17 protein-coding genes and 3 pseudogenes are annotated in these 20012 nt (G+C 70.3%); 7 read left to right on the forward strand and 13 right to left on the reverse strand.

All coding sequences use genetic code 11. The features are described from left to right. Positions 1 to 1002 precede the first annotated feature (1002 nt). From BM051_RS30555 to BM051_RS26705, 4 genes are all read left to right on the forward strand, one after another. On the forward strand, positions 1003 to 1368 hold the full coding sequence (locus tag BM051_RS30555; RefSeq protein ID WP_341770881.1) for a hypothetical protein: 366 nt from the start codon (positions 1003 to 1005) through the stop codon (positions 1366 to 1368). Further along, positions 1344 to 5522 carry a beta-ketoacyl synthase N-terminal-like domain-containing protein gene (locus BM051_RS26690; RefSeq protein ID WP_341770882.1) on the forward strand — a complete coding sequence of 1393 codons (4179 nt, stop codon included), beginning with the start codon at positions 1344 to 1346 and terminating at the stop codon, positions 5520 to 5522. Before BM051_RS30555 ends, BM051_RS26690 begins: the two co-directional genes overlap by 25 nt. A gap of 473 nt (positions 5523 to 5995) precedes the next feature. Continuing rightward, positions 5996 to 6823: an SDR family NAD(P)-dependent oxidoreductase gene (locus BM051_RS26695; protein ID WP_092536353.1), complete on the forward strand. Its 828-nt coding sequence runs from the start codon at positions 5996 to 5998 to the stop codon at positions 6821 to 6823. Between the two features lie 254 nt (positions 6824 to 7077). Continuing rightward, the gene (locus BM051_RS26705; protein ID WP_092536356.1) at positions 7078 to 7803 is read left to right on the forward strand and encodes an alpha/beta hydrolase family protein; all 726 of its coding nucleotides are present in this window, start codon (positions 7078 to 7080) and stop codon (positions 7801 to 7803) included. 10 nt (positions 7804 to 7813) lie between these two features. On the opposite strand, the gene BM051_RS29290 is transcribed toward BM051_RS26705, so the two are convergent. Next, positions 7814 to 7975: a hypothetical protein gene (locus BM051_RS29290; protein ID WP_166677864.1), complete on the reverse strand. Its 162-nt coding sequence runs from the start codon at positions 7973 to 7975 to the stop codon at positions 7814 to 7816. Between the two features lie 11 nt (positions 7976 to 7986). Next, positions 7987 to 8196 carry a hypothetical protein gene (locus BM051_RS28750; RefSeq protein WP_134046390.1) on the reverse strand — a complete coding sequence of 70 codons (210 nt, stop codon included), beginning with the start codon at positions 8194 to 8196 and terminating at the stop codon, positions 7987 to 7989. A 522-nt stretch (positions 8197 to 8718) separates the two neighbouring features. On the opposite strand from BM051_RS28750, the gene BM051_RS26715 reads away from it, so the two are divergent. Beyond that, on the forward strand, positions 8719 to 9654 hold the full coding sequence (locus tag BM051_RS26715) for a GNAT family N-acetyltransferase (protein ID WP_208326034.1): 936 nt from the start codon (positions 8719 to 8721) through the stop codon (positions 9652 to 9654). A 21-nt stretch (positions 9655 to 9675) separates the two neighbouring features. After that, complete coding sequence (locus BM051_RS26720) at positions 9676 to 9903, forward strand: hypothetical protein (protein ID WP_092536362.1); 228 nt, start codon at positions 9676 to 9678, stop codon at positions 9901 to 9903. A gap of 223 nt (positions 9904 to 10126) precedes the next feature. Here the strand turns inward: BM051_RS26720 and BM051_RS26725 are convergent, their stop codons facing one another. Together BM051_RS26725 and BM051_RS30145 are read right to left on the reverse strand one after the other, a co-directional pair. Next, complete coding sequence (locus BM051_RS26725) at positions 10127 to 10420, reverse strand: hypothetical protein (RefSeq protein WP_092536365.1); 294 nt, start codon at positions 10418 to 10420, stop codon at positions 10127 to 10129. A gap of 342 nt (positions 10421 to 10762) precedes the next feature. Next, positions 10763 to 11071 (reverse strand): annotated as a pseudogene (locus BM051_RS30145) (IS256 family transposase); the annotation flags it as partial. A gap of 323 nt (positions 11072 to 11394) precedes the next feature. Between BM051_RS30145 and BM051_RS26735 the strand changes: the two are divergent. Further along, positions 11395 to 12228, forward strand: a complete 834-nt coding sequence (locus BM051_RS26735) for a GNAT family N-acetyltransferase (protein WP_243859860.1) — start codon at positions 11395 to 11397, stop codon at positions 12226 to 12228. A gap of 120 nt (positions 12229 to 12348) precedes the next feature. On the opposite strand, the pseudogene BM051_RS26740 reads toward BM051_RS26735, so the two are convergent. From BM051_RS26740 to BM051_RS26770, 9 genes and pseudogenes are all read right to left on the reverse strand, one after another. Next, positions 12349 to 12613, reverse strand: a pseudogene (locus tag BM051_RS26740) (transposase); the annotation flags it as partial. A 251-nt stretch (positions 12614 to 12864) separates the two neighbouring features. Continuing rightward, entirely contained in the window at positions 12865 to 13209 is a 345-nt protein-coding gene (locus BM051_RS26745; protein WP_092536368.1) for an ArsR/SmtB family transcription factor, read from the reverse strand. Beyond that, positions 13199 to 13630: an SRPBCC domain-containing protein gene (locus BM051_RS26750; protein ID WP_092536371.1), complete on the reverse strand. Its 432-nt coding sequence runs from the start codon at positions 13628 to 13630 to the stop codon at positions 13199 to 13201. The genes BM051_RS26745 and BM051_RS26750 overlap by 11 nt, the downstream gene beginning before the upstream one ends. 50 nt (positions 13631 to 13680) lie before the next feature. Beyond that, entirely contained in the window at positions 13681 to 13848 is a 168-nt protein-coding gene (locus BM051_RS29295) for a hypothetical protein (protein ID WP_166677865.1), read from the reverse strand. A 48-nt stretch (positions 13849 to 13896) separates the two neighbouring features. Next, entirely contained in the window at positions 13897 to 15111 is a 1215-nt protein-coding gene (locus BM051_RS26755; protein WP_092536374.1) for an MFS transporter, read from the reverse strand. Then, positions 15108 to 15545, reverse strand: coding sequence for an SRPBCC family protein (locus tag BM051_RS26760; protein ID WP_092536377.1), 438 nt, complete (start codon positions 15543 to 15545; stop codon positions 15108 to 15110). Before BM051_RS26760 ends, BM051_RS26755 begins: the two co-directional genes overlap by 4 nt. Beyond that, positions 15529 to 15735 carry a hypothetical protein gene (locus BM051_RS28760; protein WP_134046392.1) on the reverse strand — a complete coding sequence of 69 codons (207 nt, stop codon included), beginning with the start codon at positions 15733 to 15735 and terminating at the stop codon, positions 15529 to 15531. Before BM051_RS28760 ends, BM051_RS26760 begins: the two co-directional genes overlap by 17 nt. Continuing rightward, positions 15732 to 16050, reverse strand: a pseudogene (locus BM051_RS26765) (ArsR/SmtB family transcription factor). Before BM051_RS26765 ends, BM051_RS28760 begins: the two are co-directional and overlap by 4 nt. A gap of 229 nt (positions 16051 to 16279) precedes the next feature. Continuing rightward, the gene (locus tag BM051_RS26770) at positions 16280 to 19963 is read right to left on the reverse strand and encodes a S8 family serine peptidase (protein ID WP_092536381.1); all 3684 of its coding nucleotides are present in this window, start codon (positions 19961 to 19963) and stop codon (positions 16280 to 16282) included. Between the last annotated feature and the right edge of the window lie 49 nt (positions 19964 to 20012).

The raw sequence follows: 20012 nt of genomic DNA on the forward strand, positions 1-20012 counted from the left end.
GTGCCACGGGCGAGCCCGACCGGTTCCACCCCGCCAGGCCGCGCCGGCCGGACGGGGCATGGCCGGCGACGCTCAGTGCCGTCACTGCCGACCGGCAACGGTCGGGATCGGCCTGGCCGGGGAGGTCGCCTGCGGCGGGAGGTGAACCAGCCAGACCTGGGTGTCGCGTTCCGAGCCGACGAGTAGCGATGTGTGGTCGTAGTAGTTGACCGACTCGCCCTGCCGTTGGCTGGGCAAGGTGACCTGCGCCCGCAGCGAGCCGGTCGTGTCGTAGACGTGCGCGATGTCGGGGGCCGAACGGCTTGCCGGTGCGCAGGACGTAGGACGTGCCGTCGGGGGAGTAGGCGCCGTCGGTGGCATAGGCCGGAGCGGCCGATACCGGCGTGAGGACGTTGGGCTGGTCGGTGCGCAGCGGTGACGGCGCCTGGTAGAGCGTGCCGTCCGAGCCGCGTTTGCTCGCCACGTACAGCCGATTGGTGCGGGGATCGACGAGCAGGGACTCCGCGTCCCGGGGGCCGTCGGGGTAGCGCAGGGTGAACGTGGTGGGCGTGACGGTGGCGCTGGTGAGCGTGGCCGGCTCGGGGACCCGGTACACGGTCACCTCGCTGCGACCGCCCGGAGAAACCAGATCCGGACGCCACGGCCGGTCGGGGCGGGTGGCCGAGTGCGGGCGGTAGTCATCAGCCCAATGTGTAAGCCCCACCGGGGCAGGGCAACAGTTGATGCCACATTCGCAGGTCGCCATGCCGGAAAGGTATACGAACTGCTCGCGCGCCCGTGCCCGGTCGCGGCTCCGCGGCGGCGATGACCTGCGGGACAAGGGCTTTGGCGCCCGCGGTGCCGATGCGCAGCGGAGCCGGCCGACGCGCTCGGGAGCCGAAAACCGGCATTGACACGTCCGCGGGCGTCGCCGCACTATTCGGTCCCCTGCCATTCTTCACCCGCGGCCCGATGATCGCGACACCGATTTCCGTCGGGTGCATTCCCCAATAGGAGGGCGATGTGGCCCCGCTGCCGGCCTGGCGCGATCTCGTCATCGCGGTGACTCCGTGCGCGGAACCGAACGCGCGAATGGCCGCGGCCGCGGTCCGCTCCGGAGCCATCGGTGTGCTCGACCTGGGGCACGACGCGGCGCGGGCCCGCGCGGCGCTCGCCGCGATGGCCGAGGAGGTGCGCCGGCCGTACGGGGTGCGGGTGTCCGCCCGCTGTCCGTTGCCGCCGACCGAGCTTCCCGAAGCCGTCGACACGGTGATCACCACGCCGAACGGCTCGGCCGGTGGCGGGCCCGGCTCGGGACGCGCCTGCTCGCCGAGGCCACCACCCCCGAGCAGGCCCTGGACGCCGTGCGGGCCGGCGCGGACGGGGTGATCGCCAAGGGGTGCGAAGCCGGCGGGTCGGTCGGCCCGACGACCACCTTCATCCTGCTGCAGCGCGTGCTGGCCGACCCGGCCGTCGACGCGCCGGTGTGGGCGTGGGGTGGGATCGGACCGCACACCGCCGCGGCCGCCGTCGCCGGGGGTGCGGCCGGGGTGGTGCTCGACACGCAGCTGGCCCTCACCGCCGAGGCGGGGCTGCCGGAGCCGGTCGCCGCGGCCATCCGCGCGATGGACGGCAGTGAGACGACCGTGGTCGCGGGGCACCGCGTGTTCGTCCGGCCCGACCTGCCGACCGACGAGCTCGCCACCCGGCTCCCGGACTGCCTCGGCGCCCGCGACCTGCGCACCCACCTGCTTCCCGTCGGTCAGGACGGAGCGTTCGCCGCGGGGCTGGCCGATCGGCACCGCGGCACCGGCGGCGTGATCCGGGCCGTCCGCGCCGCGATCTCGGCGCAACTGTCCACAGCGGACCGACGAGGGCCGGACACGGTCGCGCAGGGACCGATGACCAGGGTGAGTGACCAGCCGGCATTCGCGGCCGCCGTGGCCGACGAGGGTGGACTGCCGTTTCTCGCGCTCGCGCTGTCCACCGGTGAGCAGACCCGGCGCCTGCTCACCGAGACCGCCGATCTCCTCGGCGACCGGCCGTGGGGCGCCGGGATCCTCGGTTTCGTCCCACCCGAGCTGCGGGCGGCGCAGCTGGCGGCGCTCACCGCGGTCCGGCCGCCCTACGCGCTCATCGCCGGTGGCCGCCCCGCGCAGGCCGCACCACTGGAGGCGGCCGGTGTCCGCACCCACCTGCACGTCCCCTCACCCGGCCTGCTCGACCGGTTCCTGCGCGAGGGGGCTCGCCGCTTCGTGTTCGAGGGCCGGGAATGCGGCGGGCACGCCGGGCCGCGCGGGAGCTTCTCGTTGTGGGAGGCCCAGATCAGCAGGCTGCTGGCCTACCTGGACCAGACGGGCGCCGATCCGGCCACGGTGCACGTGCTGTTCGCCGGTGGGGTGCACGACGCGCGTTCGGCGGCGATGGTCGTCGCCGCGGCCGCCCCGCTCGCCGCGCGCGGGTCCGCGGTGGGCGTGCTGATGGGCACCGCGTATCTCTTCACCGAGGAAGCGGTGGCGGCGGCGCCATCCAGCCCGAGTTCCAGCGGGTGGCACTGGACTGTGCCCGCACCGTCCTGCTGGAGACCTCGCCGGGGCACACCACCCGCTGCGCCGACAGTCCGTATGTCGACACCTTCACCCGCAGCCGGGAGCGCCTGCTGGCGGACGAGGTATCCGCGCAGGACAGGTGGGCCGAGCTGGAGCGGCTCAACCTGGGCAGACTCGCGCGCCGCGAGCAAGGGCCTGCGCCGCACTCCGGACGGCCTGGAGCGGGTCGGCCCGGACGAGCAGCACCGCGAAGGCATGTTCATGATCGGCGACGTCGCCACGCTGCGCGCCGGCACCACGACGATCGCGGCCCTGCACGCCGACGTCACCACCGGCGCGCAGCGGATGCTCGCCGCCCGCGCGGCCGAGCTCGCCCGGCCCGCCAGGCCCGAGCCGTCGGCGGACCCACTCGACATCGCGATCGTCGGCATGGCCTGTGTGTACCCGGAGTCGAAGGACCTGGCCGCGTACTGGCGCACGGTGGTGACGGGCGTCGACGCGGTCGGCGACGTCCCGCCCGACCGCTGGGACACCTCGCTCTACCACGACCCGGATCCGGCCCTCGCCGGGCGGCGCACCCCGTCGACGTGCGGCGGTTTCCTGCCGGCGACGCCGTTCGACGCGCTCGCCTACGGCATCCCCCCGACGTCGCTGGGCAGTATCGAGGCCGTCCAGCTGCTCGCGCTGGAGGTGGCCACGCGGGCGCTGGCCGACGCCGGGTACGCCGACCGGGAGTTCGACCGGGAACGCTGCTCGGTGATCTTCGGCGCCGAGGCGGGCAGCGATCTGGCCAACACCTACGGCTTCCGCTCGCTGTACCCGGGCTACCACGGCGAGCTGCCCGGTGAGCTCGACGCGCACCTGCCCGAACTGACCGAGGACTCCTTTCCCGGCGTGCTCGCCAACGTGATCGCCGGGCGGATCGCCAACCGGCTCGATCTCGGCGGGGTGAACTACACCGTCGACGCGGCCTGCGCCGCCTCGCTGGCCGCGGTGGACCTGGCCGCGAAGGAACTGTGCACCGGCGGCAGCGACCTCGTGCTGTGCGGTGGCGCGGACGTGCACAACGGCATCAACGACTATCTGATGTTCTCCTCGGTGCGGGCACTGTCGCCGACCGGCCGCTGCCGCACGTTCGACGCCACGGCCGACGGGATCGCCCTCGGCGAGGGTGTGGCCTGCGTCGTGCTCAAACGGCTCGCCGACGCCGAGCGCGACGGCGACCGGATCTACGCCGTCCTCAAGGCGGTCGCGGGCTCCAGCGACGGCCGCTCGCTCGGGCTCACCGCACCTCGCCCGGAAGGCCAGCGCCGCGCGCTGACCCGGGCCTACGCCCGGGCCGGGATCGAGCCCGGCGAGGTGGGGCTCGTCGAGGCACACGGCACCGGCACCGTCGTCGGCGACCGCACGGAGTTGGCCACCCTCACCGAGCTGTTCGCCGGCACCGCGCCCGCGGCGTGCGCACTGGGCTCGGTCAAGTCGCAGATCGGCCACACCAAGTGCGCCGCCGGACTGGCCGGGCTCATCAAGGCGGCCAGGTCGGTGCACACCGGGATCCGGCCGCCGACGCTGCACCTGCGCGAGCCGAACCCCTTCTGGGAAGCCGACACCAGCCCGTTCTTCTTCGACACCGAGGCGCGACCGTGGGTGGCCCCGCCCGAGCGGCGGGTGGCCGGGGTGAGCGCGTTCGGCTTCGGTGGCACCAACTTCCACGCCGTGCTCGCCGGCTACCCCGGCGCGCCGGAGCCGGCGCACGGCCTCGACGAGTGGCCCGCCGAGCTCTTCCTCTTCCGGGGCGTCGACGCGGCGCACGCCCGGCAGGCGATGGACCGGCTGGCCGAGCGGATCGCCGCGAACGACGCCGCGGGCAGGCCGTGGCCGCTGCGGGACCTGGCGGCGGGCTGCTGCGCCGACTCCGAAGGCCCCGTGCTGGCCGCGTTCGTCGCGCACGATCTCGACGACCTGGCCGCCCGGCTCGAGCGGGCGCGGGCCGGTGCCGGCGGAGCCGGAATCCACCACCGCCGCGACCCGGCGGCGGAGGTCAGCAAGGTCGCGTTCCTGTTTCCCGGGCAGGGAAGCCAGCGACCGGGCATGCTCACCGACCTCTTCGTCGCCTTTCCCCGGCTGCGCCGGGTGCTCCACCAGGCCGACGCGGGGACGGTGTCGGCGATGTTCCCGCCCGCGGCGTTCACCGCGCGGGACCGGGCGCGGCAGCGGGCCGCCGTCACCGACACCCGCGTGGCGCAGCCCGCGCTCGGAATCGCCGGTGCCGCCGTGCACGACCTGCTCCGCACCCTCGGCGTGCGCCCGGATCTGGCCGCGGGGCACAGCTACGGCGAGCTGACCGCACTGTGGTCGGCGGGTGTGTTCGACACGGGCACGCTGCTCGAGCTGAGCACCGCGCGGGCGGCGGCGATCCTGGCCGCCGCCGGCGGCGATCCCGGCACGATGGCCGCGGTCAAGGCCGATGCCGACACCGTGGCCGGTGTGCTGACCGATCCGTCCGTGGTGATCGCCAACCACAACGCGCCCGGCCAGTGCGTGATCTCCGGGCCGACCGTGGCGGTCGGCGCGGCGGTCGACGCGCTGCGCGCCGCCGGGCACGCCGCGGAGGGCATCCCGGTAGCCTGCGCGTTCCACAGCCCCGTGGTCGCGGATGTGGCCGCGGTCCTCGCCGAGCGGCTCGCCGGCACCGAGCCGGCGGCACCCGCGTTCGGCGTCTGGTCGACCGTGACCGCGGCGGCCTACCCCGACGACCCCGCCGCGGTACGACCAGGCGGTGTGGCTCGACGACGACACGCTGCTGTACGTGCTGCCCGGCAACCTGCGCGGCGATGTGTGGGCCGTGCCCGCGGACGGTTCCGGCAGGCCGCGGAAGCTGATCGAGAACGCGCTGACTCCTGCCGTCGTCCGGTGACCGGGCGGTGTCACCCCTGGCCACCGCCGCCTCGATTGTCTCGTTCGCTGTCGGCTCGTGCCGTCGCCACGTCGTAGGCAAGGCCGTCCTTTCGGCATCCTGTCTCAAGATCGTTCGACGTCCTCGATCGGCTCGGTGGTGCCGGCGGCCACCAGCACTTCGGTGCCCGGCACGAGACTGTTGATCTCGCACAGCTCGACAACGCGATCACCCCGTGCGCCAGGAAACGTTGACGAGGTGCGGCTGTGGTTCCGGGACGACCGGGCGGGCAACCGGGACCTGGCGTCGTCGTTCTACAACGTCCAGTACTGGATCGATAGTTCGTGGTTGAACGCCGTTGTACACGCCAAGGCGCTGGCCACGCCGCGCCAACTACACTGTCGTTCGGTTCACCCCGGTGGGCACGCAACGCCTTCGGATCCAGTTCACCCACGCGGCGGGATTCCCGACGGGCTTCCGCTCTGACGGAGGTGAAGGTCCACAACCGCGACGGGGGCGGCGATCCCCTCTCGCCGAAAGGTTCACGGGGCGTCGAGTCGGAGGAGTCACAGTGGGTTACTTCACCGGGCGGGTCGCGGTGATCACCGGGGCAGGCTCTGGCATAGGTCGGGCCCTGGCCGTCGCGCTCGCGGACCAGGGCAGCGTCCTGGCCCTGTCGGATCGTGATGCCGCTGCGGTCGAGGGCACCCGTGACCTGTGTCGGCGGGCGCGGGCGGTCGTGGCCGACACGGTGGACGTCACCGATCGGCACGCGATGGCCGACTACGCCGACAAGATCGTCGCCACGCTCGGTCATGTCGACGCGGTCTTCGCCGTGGCGGGAGTTATCCACACCGGGAGTGTTCTGAGTTCGGAGTTTACCGACATCGAGCACGTGATGAATGTCGACTACTGGGGCGTCGTGAACACCGCGAAGGCATTCTTGCCCCAGCTGATCGCAACGAATCAAGGGCGAGTCGGTCACGTCGTTCCGGTATCGAGTGCGTTCGGTCTGGTGGCGGCGCCGTCGCACGCCGCGTACTGTTCCGCGAAATTCGCCGTGCGTGGGTTCACCGAGGCGTTGCGGCAAGAAATGTCGCTCGGTCGCTATCCTGTTGTGGTGACCGGTGTCTACCCTGGCGGAGTTCGCACCGCGATCATGCGTAACGGGTCGTACGCCGCGGACGAAGATCGAGCCGCGGTGCTGCGACGATTCGACCGGGTGGTCGCGCGCACCGAACCCGCCGATGCCGCCGCGACCATACTCCGCGGGGTGCGGGCGGGCCGGGCACAGGTACTGGTAGGCGCCGACGCGCGGGTGGCAGCACTGGTCGCGCGCGCCCTCGGCACTGCCTACCAACGTGTGCTGCCGGCGTTGCTTCGCCGAATGGTCCGGTGATGCCACGGGCGGCGATGGGTCGGCCGTTCAGGTAGGCGGTACGGACGGCGTCGGTCTCCGTGGCATCCGGCCACGAAGTCTGCGCAAACCCGTTGGCGGACCGCGGCGACCACTGCTACTTTTCCGGAGGCCGTGCGAGAGAACGAGGAGGTGGTACCCGTGAACGTATCGACATGGGTGCTCCCTCCGGGGTCACGGTCGGGCGATAGGTCGTCCGGGAGCGCCGTTCACGAGCACTCCCGAAAGGCACGACCATGCGAGTCACCTCCGAACAGCGCCTCGACGACGGTGTCGTTGAACGCGAATTCACCCTCGGCGAGATCCCGGGCATCCTGTGGACGCCCGCATCCGTACCGGCCCCGCTGATCCTGCTCGGCCACCCCGGCGGACTGCGCAAGATGTACCCCCGACTGGTGGCCCGGGCCCGGCACTCCGCGGCGGAGGGCTTCGCCGCGGCCACCATCGAGCTCCCCGGGAGCGGTGACCGGCCTCGTTCCGCCGCCGCCGAGGAGGCCCGCGCCGACCTGCGCCGGGCGCTGGAGGCCGGCGAGCCGGTCGACGACGAGATCGTCGACCGGCTCGTCCTCCCGCTGGTCGACAAGGCGGTCCCGGAATGGCGGGCCGCCCTGGACTCCCTCCTTTCGCTGCCCGAGATCGGTGGCCCGGTCGGGTACGCGGGAGGGGTGATCGCCATCGGCCTCCGGCTGGCGGTGGTCGAGCCACGCATCTCGGCCGCCCTTCTGTTCGCCGGGAGTTTCGTGCCCCGCACGATGTTCGAGGAGGCCCGGCAGGTCACCATTCCGCTGCAGGTCCTGCTGCAGTGGGACGACGAAGGAAACGACCGGCAGTTGGCCCTGGACCTGTTCGACGCCTTCGGCTCCAAGGAGAAGACGCTGCACGCCAATATGGGCGGGCACACCGGCGTCCCGCGGTTCGAGGGGGACGCCGGGAACCGGTTCTTCGCCCGGCACCTGAAGTGAGGCCGGGACGTCAGGCCGGCAGCAGACGATAGGAGCTGTCGGCCAGGACGCCGCTCATCGAGGGCAGGTCCCGGCCCTCCTCGAGGGCGGTGGCCAGCAGATGCACAACCGCCCCGACCGCGGCGGTACCGGCCATCGGCGGTACCGGCCGGTCGGGGCGGCGCTCGGCCACCAGCGCCTCCATCAGCTGGGCCGGGGGATGGTGGTGGCGTCGCCGGTGGGGGAGCCGAGGACGAGGTGGCCGCTGGGGCACCGCAGGGTCAGTGGGGCCAGGGTGGGGTCGTCGCTGTTGAGTTGTGGGGTGGTGTCCCAGAGTTGGATGTGGATGTCGATGGGGATGAGGTCCTGGGCTCTGGTTGAGGGCGCGACGAGCCGGGCCGCGGGTCGTCGCATCGAAGACCGACAGAACGAGGACGACGCACTGGAAACAGCATGGAAAGAACGCGCGCTGAACGGTGAGGACGCGCTCAAGGCGCCCACAAAGAGATCCTGGCCCAACGGAAACAGATCGGCGAACTCCTCGGGCATATCCGCGATCTGCGGACACACTGGACCGAGGAAGACCTCGCCCGGTAGGCGACGACAACAACACCCTGAAGAAGCAGGTCCGCCTGCTGGCCAACGAAAACCCCTTGAAGCCGAGTGCGCGGCGGCGATGCGGACCTGATGCACGACCAGAGCCCGGCCCGGCGCCTCCGGCGTGCTTGGGGCGGTGATCGCGGAAAAGGGTTTGCGCGGAGGACCGTGATCGGATAGATCTTGCGGCAGGCCCCGGTCCACAGGACCGAGGGCCACGACACCGAGAGGAGGGATAAGCCCATGATGCCCATGATCACTGCGCTTGTGTCCTCCCGGGGCGCGGACCACGCCTGACCCCGGAACGGACAGGGCGCCTTCCCTGGAGCGTGCCTTACCGTGGAACAGAACGACCTGACCATGCGCCCGATTACCGGGCGCGAAGAACTCTGCCTCTTCACCCGACTGCCCTACGTCCTCAACGAGGAACTGGCCGACGACCTCCCCGCCGGCCGTCGCAGGCCGGAATGGATGTGGGTCGCCCTTCGCGGTGACCACCTGCTGGCCAGGCTCGCCTGGTGGGGTCATGCCGGAGACGACTCACCATTCCTCCTGGACATTTTCGACATCGACGACAGCAGCGCGGACCGCGTGGACATCGGCGTGCGGCTGCTGCAGACCGCCATGGCCGAAGTAGTCCCAGCAGGCCGCCCACCCGAGTACATCCGCTGCGTCCCACCCGATTGGCGCGAAAGCGAGGTGACCAAGCGCGTAGTCGAGGACCGCATAGCCGTCCTGGAACGGACCGGTGCTCACTTGTTCGTCGAACGGCTGCGTTTCGAGTGGCATCCCGGGACACCGATTCCCGAGCCGAGCGGGCGTCTGGTATTCCGGCCGGTCCGCGACACCGAGGAAATCCTCGCCCTGATGACCCTGGTCCTGGACGGGACGCTGGACGCGCACAGCCGCGACGACCTGACCCGCATGTCCGCCCGCGAGGCGGCGGTCAGACACTATGAAGACGAACTCGCGCACTACCGGAGCCCGCGGGACTGGTGGCGGATCGCGACGCTGCCGGACGGCCAGCCGGTCGGGTTCGTCACCCCGGCCCGCAACGACTACAATCCCATCATCGGCTACGTCGCCGTACTGCCCGAGCACCGAGGCAACGGCTACATCGACGAGATCCTCACCAAAGGCACCCGCATCCTCAACACCCAAGACGTCCCGCGCATCCGGGCGGCCACGGACCTTGGCAACACTCCCATGGCGAACGCCTTCCAGCGCATCGGGTACGTCAATTTCGAACGCACGATCAACATGACCTGGCACTGATGCAGGGCCACCCGGGACGAGGTGCTCCGGGACGGGTTCGTCGGACATCTGCGCGAGTACCGCCGGCAACTAGCCGAGCGTGCCCGCGCCGACCTCGAGGAAAGACGGCTACCCGGCGGCCTACCCGCGAACGGTGTCGCGATGGTGGTCTCGGCCGCCATCGACGGGCTGCTGCTGCACGCGGGGGCCGACCCGCAGTTCGAGTACGAGCAGGCACACCGCCACCTTGGCGGCACTGCTGTCGATTAGGTCGACCGACTGACGAGGGTGCGGAGACCACGGCCAACCAACGGATTGGACGTTCACCGCTGTGACCCGGATACACGACGAGCGCGAAGCGACGACCTCGGTGCTGGGACGATCGGGCAGGTTCTTCGCGCGCAACGCATGATGGGTGCTCGTCGGCTGGCTCCTCGTTCTGGTCGGCGCCGGCGCTGTATTCGAATTTCGTGGACCAGCAGGCCGGGCTCGGTTACACGGTCGACAACGTCGAGTCCGAGCGTGTGCAGACGGTCCTGTCGGTGAAGCGAAGAGCGCTTGCGGGATAGGAGTAGAGCTCGGCCAGTTCTGGTCCGGCGATCCCGACGAGCTCGCGGGCAGCGGGGAGGTCCTCGCCGAAGAACTCGTCGCCCTCAGCGCCGTGGATCTGCACCGGCGGGCCTTCGGGCCATGACCCGAAGGCCCACTCGCCGGTGACCGGGATGCAGGACTCATAGAGCAAGGCGCCCAGCGCGCCCGGTCGCGTCTGGGCCAAGCGCTGGGCCACCGACTCCCCGCGGAGAAGCCCCCGTAGACCAGTTCACCAGGCAGGTCGGCGACCGCGCGGTCGGCCCGCCGGTCCAGCTCGTCGCCGAGCTCGCGAATCAGCGCGAGGCCGGCTTCGATGCTCTCGGGGATGATCCCGTCGAACAGGTCCGGGGTGTGCACGATATGCCCCGCGCCACGGAAGCTCCGCGAACTAACGGACCCCCTCGGTGGCCCCCGGGCGGTGTCTCGGAAGTGAACCCGAGTAGTGCCTGGGCCACGGCCAGAGTGACCAGTTCCGCATCGGTCAGCTGGGGGGCCGCCCGATGCGGGCCTGCCCGCCGATTGGTCATCGACCTTGACGCGGCAGCACGTCACTCACGTGCGGAGACCTGCATGCCCAGGCCGGCAGGATCGCCGAGAAGAACCGCATCCGCCCCCCGCGGGTCGCCTCGTCGACGCTCTTGTCGTTTGGTCCGCGGCTGTCGAACCGGGACCGCGCCGGACCGCGCCAGCGGCCATGGTCACCTCCCGTTCGGCGTGGTAGCCGTTGCGGACCACCAGCCGACGGCCGTGCTCGTCAACCTCGTGAGCTGGCTGCGGCGATGTAGGCGGCGGCCTCGGCCTGCAACGCCGCAGCCAGCATCTGCCTTGAGCAGTCGCGGACGATCTTCGTCTAAGGGTTGTCCCGAAACCATGCCTCGACCTGTCAGAGCCGATCCGACGGGCAGGGCGGACCTGACTGATGGGCGGCCGGAACGGGACAACGCTGTCCGCCGCGCCTGCTCCCGGAACGGGTTGTGTGACCACGGTGGTGTCCTGGGTGAGGACTGCGTCCGAGGCGTCAACCACGAGGTTCGCGCACTGACCGACTCCGCCGCGCGACCCGCCACACCGCGCCTTCACTGCCAACATGCTCATCCTGCTCCAGTGGGCAGCTCTTGGACGGCCCCGTTCGCAGGCACGGAATAAGCACCTGCGAGTACCCCAGCCGGCATGCTGGAATGGATCATCATGAAGCTAATGGATATCCCGTCGATCAATGAATCCGACCTTCCGCTCGCGATGGAGCAGAATCTCGCCGAGCATGCCTGCCACCTGCACCGAAACCTGAAAGGCGCGTCCGTCACCGAGACCGGCGACCTGCTGATCGCCGACAGCGGTCTCGCCGATGACACCTTCAACATCGTCGCGGCGGCCCGCTTCGTCCCGGACACCGCCCCGACCCGCGCCGCGGAGACGGCCCGGACTTTGGCCGCCACCGGCCGCCCCTTCTCGTGGTGGGTGGGCCCCGCCTCCACACCGGGCAATCTCGCCGAGTCTCTTGAGGCCGTCGGCCTGGAGGCGTCGGAGACCGAGACGGGCATGTGGAAGGATCTGCGCGGTCCTCTCCCCGAGGCGCACGTCGACGGCCTGGAGATCCGTCTGGCAACCACTCCGGAGCAGCTCGCCGACTACGCTACGGTGCTGGCTGCGAACTGGAACCCGCCCGCCGCCACGGTGCGCCGGTTCTTCGCCGACGCCGCCGACTTGGCGCTCACCGCCGACTGCCCCGCCCGCTACCTGGTCGGCTACGTCGACGACCGTCCCGTCTGCTCGGCCGAGGTCTTCCCGCACGCGGGTGTCGCCGGGATCTACAACATCGCCACGCTCGCCACTGACCGCCGCCGTGGTTATGGCGGCGCCATCACCCTGGCCACCCTGCACACTGCCCGCGGCGCGGGCTACGAGACCGCGGTGCTGCAGGCATCCGCCGACGGAGAACCCGTCTACCACCGCCTCGGTTTCACCGCCTGTGGCCACTTCACCGAGTACGCCATCACCCCCTGACCCGTCACTGCAACCGCCCCGCTCCTCATCAACGCCTGGTAGTCCACCGACAACGCGTCGGGCCCGGGGCATCGTCCAGATGGGGCACCGCCGCGGACTGCTTCCGCGCCTCCAGCTCACACCGGATTCCGCCCACGCTCGGCAGTCGTTGCGGCTGCCGGGCAGCGGTCGGCCGACCACCACGATGAGACGGGTGTCGGCATCGATGACGACCTGGTGGTTGGTCGAGTAGCGGTAGTTCTTCGACTGCTCGGCCACTGTGGTCGCGGGTGGGCACGAGAGTGCCGTCCACGATGAGCACGGTGTCCTGGCGGAACCGCCTACGCGGCTGGAAGGCGAGCTTGGGGCCGAGGTGGTCGATGATCCGGTCGGCCGCCGACTGCGCGCGTGCACGTGGCAAACCGAGTTCGGCAACGGCCGGCCCCCGCGCTACTGCCACCGCCGCGCCACCCATTCGGCCAGGGCGGCGCCTTCGATTTCTACTGCCGCACCCACGCCCGCCAGGTTCGACCCTCTACGGCTGGACCACCACCGCCCTGCCACCCCGCGCGTTCGCCCAGATCCGCGCGTGACACCGCGCCACCACAAGGAAAGGAGTCCTCGTGTTCGTGAAGTTCTACGTGGCGTTCGCGCTCCTCACGACGCTCCCGGGTCCCGGTCCAGATGGTCCTTCAATGCGCTGAGCGGGCCGTCCCAGTCCCTGGCAAGCGCGGCGAGGAACTGTTGGGCGACCCGCATCGGCGCCGATTGCAGGTGGTACCGCACTCGGCGCCGCTCTCCAGGTTCCGCCCTGACCAATCCGGCCTCCGTCAACAGCCCGAGATGCTTGGCGATCGCCTGCCGGGTGATGGGCAGGCGATTCGCCAGATCCGTCGCGGTGGCCGGGCCGGCCACCGCCAGCGCGGACAGGATGGCGCGGCGGCTCGGATCGGACAGCGCGGTAAAGACCTGCTCGGCGATCGTCTCCTGGTCAGGCGGCATCGAGGTAGTCGACCAGTTCGCCGAGTTCCTTTGGCCAGCCATCGGTGTGTCCGTCGAACTCATTGCTGGCGATCGTCGCCGGCATTTGGGCGAACCCGGTCTCTACCACGCGCAGCCGGGTGCCGGTCGCGATCGGTTCCAGGGTGAACTCGACGTGCGTGTGGTACGGGTCGTTCTCCGGCAGGCCGGGCATCTTCCAGGCGAAGCCGAACACGGTCGGTTCCTCGACCCGTTCCACCGTCAGATCGATCACGTGACCGCCGTCCCACATCACCTTGGCCGGGCCACCCGGCCGCAGGTCGATGGTCGCGGAATCGCCGAACCAGTTGCCAAGGCCTTCGGCGGTGGTGAGCGCGGCCCACACCTTCGTCGGCGTGTGGGCGACCTCGATGGTCCGCTCGATGCGATCAGGAATACCCATTCTACGTCCTTCGTTTTCGGCGGTCACCACTCTAGGGTAACCGGTAGTGGTTACGACTCCACACGCAGCCGGCGCCAGATCAGGAGCGCGCTACCGAGTGTGAAAACAACGGCGATGCCGAACGCGAGGTGGATATCGGCCAGCCGCTCGCGCTTCTTGGTCGCGGCGATGGGGCTCAGCATCGGGATGCCGACGGTGACGGCATCCTGTTGGGTCATGCTGGTCAATCTGGGCGAGTCGGTGTTGTTCCTCCAGTTCGGCCTGGTCTACTGAGTCTGGACCGCTGCGGGCGCTTTCTCGGGGAGGGGGCGTCCGCTCACCGTTGGTGGCTTGAGGAAGCTGGTCGCCCAGGCGACAACCACGGTCGCGCAGGCGAAGCCGAAACCGGTGAGCACCGCGGCGGCGGTGGAGAAGCCGCCGATCGCGATGCCACCCGCCGTCGAACCGAGCGCGACACCGAGATTGGCAAACGACGCGGGCAGTGACTGGGCGAGCTGGGCGCCGGGACCGGCGAGGCTCACCACCCGGTACTGCATCACAGACACCATCCCCATGCTGAATACCCCCATCGCGAGCAGCGCCAGCACGACCACTGCCGCGATCGCGCCCGCCAGGTACAGCACCAGCAGGGAGATCGCGAGGCCACAGCTGCCGATGATCAGCGCACGCGGGGCGTCGCTGTCGGCGAACCGGCCGCCGCCGAACGAGCCGAACGCGGTCGCCACACCGTAGGCCAGCAGGAAAACGCTGATCAACGTGCCGGAGACGCCGGTGACCTGCTCCAGGAACGGCACGATGTAGGTCAACGCGGCAAATTCCGCCGCGCACATCAAGAAACAGAAGCCGAGCACGGCGAGCACCCGCGGCGCGAAGGCGTATCTGGCCTGACTGCCGATACCGCCGCCACTGGCGGGCACGGGCGGCACGACAGCGATGACGGCGGCGAGCGTCAGAGCGGCGAGCACCACGATCGCGATGAACGTCCCCCGCCAGCCCAACGACTGTCCCGCCAACGTGCCCAGCGGCACGCCCAGCGCGGCCGACACGGAGAATCCGGAGATGACCACGGCGATCGCCCGCCCCATCCGCTCCGGCGGCACGATCGAGGTGCCGACCTCCAACGCGGCGGCGATGGCCAACCCCTGCGCCGCACCCGCCAGCACGCGCGCCACGAGGAACAGGCTGTAGTCGTCCGTCAGCACCAACACCAGGTTCGCCACGAGGAACAGGCTGAGTGCGCCGCTCAGGATCGTCCGCTTGGGAAGCCTGATCGTCAACGCGGTCAGGACCGGCCCGCCCAGCGCGAGCCCCAACGCGTTCGCGGTCACCAGCATCCCGGCCGCCGGGATCGACACGTCCAGGTCGGCGGCCATCAGGTTCAACATCCCGGGCACGATCAGTTCGGCGGTCCCCAGGATGAACGTGCCGAGGAACAGCACGATCAGCACCAGCCTGGTCCGGTTCGGGCTCACGGTGTTCACGGGGCGACCGACGCAGGGATGGGCTGACCGGTGCCGGTGGTGATCAGGGCGCGCAGGCTGGTGTTGACGCAGTCGGTCCAGCCCTGTGAGCAGGCCCGGTAGCACGCACTGGCCGGGGTCAAGCCGTGGTGGGTGAACCGCAGCGTGGTCCCGGCCTCGCCCCGGGTGATCTCGAAGGTCATCGTGGTGTCGTTCCACTCGTCGTGGGCGTCCTCGACGTGCCAGGCCACCCGGCGGCCGGGAACCAGGTCGGTGACCCGGATCCGACCCGACGTGATGGCCTCGTCGGCGAACGAGAACACATCGCCGACCTCGGCGGACGCGCCGGTGATGGTCTCACTGAACCAGGCACGAACATCGTTGATCGCCGCGAACACCTCATCCGGCGTGTGGTCGACGATGAACTCGGTGGTGAAGTCATCGGGCGTGGTCATCTTCGAAACGCTCCTTTCGCAACTGGGTGGTTGCGACAGTATGGCAACCAATCAGTTGCGTCAAGACGCTGGTCAGATCGCGATCAAGCAGAGCAGCCACCCAGTGGTCGCGGCCCCAGCCGCGATCGCCACCAGCGAGACCGGGACCGCGCGATTCCGCGGCGAAGGCCGGCCTGTCGGTCGTGGTCACGCCGACACTTCCACTGTGTGCTCGCCCGGCATCAGCACCGCCGACCAACGTTGCAGCACGTCTGGCACCACCCGGTAGTAGACCCAGGTGGCGCGCTTCTCGCTGGTGAGCAGGCCCGTCTCGCGCAGGACCTTGAGATGGTGGGAGATCGTCGGCCCCGTCGGCTCGAAGGCGTCGGTCAGGTCGCACACACACCTCGCCGCCCGCGTGGGAGGCGATCAACAAGAGCAGTCGAAGCCGGACCGGGTCCGCCAGCGCTTTGAACGCTCGCGCCAACTCGGCCGCCTGCGGATCGGTCAGCGGTTCACGCGCCAGCTGGTACTCGGCGGAGGACTCATCGGACTGCTGACCGCGGCCGCTCTGGCCCGGCACTGTGCCAGCGTGACGATGCGCTGATCGAACGTGAGCGAGCGGCCATCGAGATATTTGAGTCTGAAGTTGCCAAACGTTCCTGACGGTCTATCACGGTATTGATAATGGTGAAGGCTCGAATTGAGTCGGGACCATCCTGGCGAACTCGCGAGCCAGGATGGTCCCGTTTGTCCTACTTCCCGATCTGGTACGCCCGCAGGACGGTCTGCCGGACGGTGTTGCCGTCGGTGTCGGTCGCCGTGGCACGCAGGGATGCGTAGCCGGTCGCCGGGTGCTTGACCAGGACGGTCCAGTGATCGCCGCGGGATCGTACGCGGGCCTGCCGCCAGGTGCTGCCGTCGTCGTAGGACACCTCGACCGTCAACTTGGTGACGTTTGCGTCGCCGTCCTGCCGCTCCACATAGGCGGGGAACGTGAACGCCCGGTTTCCCGGGGCCCTGTTGTGCACGTCGACGTCGGGGGCGAGCCGGGCGTTCAGCAGTGGCAACGCCTTGCGGTCGCCGGCCGCCGATGAGTGGAACGTCCACTCCGCGCTGACCTTCGTCCACAGTGGCCAGCTTTCGTCGGCGCGGTGGCTCTCGGCGACCAGGCGGTAGGCCCCATCCTCGGACGGGACCGGGATGGTGGCCCGTGTCGGGTCCGGAACGGTCCGCACCAGTGTGCCGCCCTGGTACAGGCTGATCGACCCGGTGACACCGTCCGCCGTCCTCAACTGACGCGGGCGCCCTGCCGCGTCGCCGTACATCGGTAGCGACAGGTCGAACACGTCGTCCTTGCGCCACGCCCATGGGCGCGGTTCCTCGCCGATGTAGGTCATGGTGAGTCCACGCAGCGACGGACCCGCCACCGCCTTGTTCCAGGCGATGGCATGACGCCCTCGCGCCGCGAATTCCCGCGTGTCGGTCAGCTCCCCACGTCGGGCAGAGCTCCAGAGCAGGTCCCAGGTGCCGGGGGTGAAGTACTCCGTTCGTACCTGCCCCGAAGCGGCGGGCTGGAGGTAGAGACTGCCAACAGTCGTTCCGAAGAACCGCCACGCCGCCCAGAAGTGGACCGCCCCCGGGGCGTTGTCGTGGTAGGCGGTACGCACCTCCGTGAGGTCACGGGTCTTCGGCCGGTGCACCTGTGGTGTCGTGACCTGCCCCTCGACTCCGTAGGCCAGTTCGTAGCGGAGGTCCGTGAACGGCCTGTTGGCGTACGACGCCGTCGCACCGGCTGTTCTGGCGTACGTCGCGAACCGCTCCGCGGTCACGCTGCCGGGCGTGCTGTACATCGTGGGCAGCGCGAACGCCGGTGGTTGTTCGTCGTCGGCTTGCGCCAGGCTCGGCGCGTTGTCGAGAAACCTCAGCATGGCGAGCTTTCCACCCGCGGCCTTGATGTTGTCGACGCGCCGAAACCACTCGTCGCGAGGGGTACCGGGGGCAACGTCGAACACCACCAGCCGCCCGGCGGCGTCGATCTTGGCCAGGTCCTCCGGCGTGCCCGCACCGCCGTGCGCCACGGGAAGCTTCACGTTCTCCGCCGGACCTTGCTCGAGCCAGTTGACCTCGACGTCGAACGGCTGGCCATCGTTCGCGGTGAGTTCCAGGGTGGGTTCGGTGGCCCGCCGCCCGAGTCCCATCGCGAACCCGGCCGATCTGGTGCCGGGCACCGTGGCCGCGTACACCTCGTGGAACCGCGGGTTGACATCGAGGAAGAAGCTGTATGTGCAGGCACAGTCGCGGACCTTGTTCAGGCCGTGGATGCTCTGTGTGCCGCCACGCGCCGCCACGTTGTCCGGCTCGGCCGAGAACCGGAGGCCGGTACGGGCATCCAGCACCTGGGTGGTGTCGCCGTCGAGGACGAACTCCGGATGGCTGATGAAGCTGTGCGACAGCTCCGTGCCCTGCTGAGGCGTCCGGATGTCGCTGTTCACGGTGTACCGGCCGTGTGGCAACCGGAACGTTCCCCGCCCACCGAACCAGAGGTCACCGGTGTCCAGATTGATGATCGTCACCGAAGCACGCGCGTCCGGAGCGGGCTTGCCATCGCGGTCGATGGTCCTGATCGTGAGGTCGAACAGCTCCTCCGCCTGGCGCACCGACAGCGCCGTGCGCGTCGTGATCGACCCGTCGGCCGTGCCGGCGGTGAGCGTGCCGGAATACGTGCCCGCCTTGCCTGCCTGCGCGGTCACGGTGAGTTCGACCGACGCGCTGGCATTCGCCGGCACGGTGACGCTCGGCGCGGACAGTTCGAGCAGCCCGTCCGGGGCGCCGGGCAGGTCGGCACGCAGGTCCAGGGTGACCGGCTCGGCGCCGCCGTTGTGCCAGGTGACTGTCTGCTTCTGCTCTGTGCCCTCGTTCGGCCACGGCAGGAAGGCCGAAACGCTGCTGGTCGCGATGATCGGCGTGCTGGTAGCGCGGGCGATGTCCGCCCGGCCTGCTCCGACCTCGAACGGCCCGGCGTCATCGATCGCGACGGCGCTGCTCACCAGTGCGTCCTTGAGCAGGTCCGGGGCCCAGTCCGGGTGCTGCTGTGCCAGGATCGCGGCCGAGCCCGCGACGTGGGGCGCCGCCATCGACGTGCCGTCGAGACTCTGGTAGGCATCGCCGACCGGCTCGCCGATCGGTTCCACCCCGGCCGGCCGCGCGGCCACGATCCCACCGCCCGGTGCCGCGATCTCCGGCTTGACCGCGCCGTCGCCGCCGCGCGGCCCCCGGCTGGAGAACGGGCTCAATTGGTCCTGTTTAGACACACTGGCCACCGCGAGCGCGGCGTCCGCAGCCGCGGGCGAACCCACCGACTCGGGCCGTCCGAAGTTGCCCGCGGAGACGACGAACAGGGTGCCGTGCTCGCGCGTCAGGCTGTTGACCGCCGCCGACACCGGGTCCGTGCCGTCGCTGCCGGGGTCGGCGCCGAGGCTCATGTTCACGACCTTCGCGCCCGTCTCGGCCGCCGCCCACTCCATGCCGGCGATGACGGCGTCGAAGGTGGCGCTGCCGCTGTCGTCGAGCACCTTGCCCACGGCGAGTGACGCGTCCGGCGCCACGCCCTTGTACCTGCCCTCGGACGCCGCGCCCGAACCGGCGATCGTGGATGCCACATGGGTGCCGTGCCCGTTGCCGTCCTCGACGGATCCCTTGCCGGAGAAGTCCTTGCTCACGTCGACCTTGCCAACCAGGTCGGGGTGGTCGGTGTCGACGCCCGAGTCCAGCACCGCGACCCGCACGCCGCGACCGGTCAGGCCGCTCTCCCACGCCGTGGGCGCGCCGATCTGCGGCACGCTTTCGTCGAGGTTCGCGTGCACCCTGCCGTTCAGCCACACCTTTCGCACACCGGCGGCCCTCGTCTGCTGACCGGCGACCAGCCCGCGCCAGAACTGGGCCGCGTCGGTCTTCCGCTCGTCGAGTGCGGTCATGGCGAAGGCCGGCAGTGTTCGCCGTACGGTGCTGCCTGCGGGTGGGGCCGCGCGGGTGAACGCCGCGCCGTCGGCGTGCTGCACCAGCAGTGGCACGGTCGGGGTGTGCGCGTCGTCGTAGCCTTGCCGGATCAGGCCGGTGACGTTGAACAGTTCGCGGTCCAGCAAGCCGGTCTGGACCATACGGGCCGCGTCCGCAGGCACGAGGTAACTGTCGCCGTTCCGCGTGAACTGCTGGAACGGCACGGGCTGAGCTCGCGGCGCCGGTTCCACACGCAGCGCGGTTCGGCCTCCGCTCACCTGCACCGCGACCCGGTCTCCGGTGATCAGTGTGACCCAGTTCCGCGGTGCCGACACGGGGGTGTCGTCGGGCGGTGTTGCCTGTGACGGCGTGCCGCCGGTCGGTCCGACCAGCACGAACGCGATGGCCGCGACAAGCGCGGCGGCGATCTGTCTGCGCATGGCCCATACGGTGGCACCGCAACGTTCGGGTTGTGCGCGGGTTCTGTAC

The sequence above is a fragment of the Amycolatopsis arida genome (assembly GCF_900115565.1).
GTDB lineage: Bacteria > Actinomycetota > Actinomycetes > Mycobacteriales > Pseudonocardiaceae > Yuhushiella > Yuhushiella arida.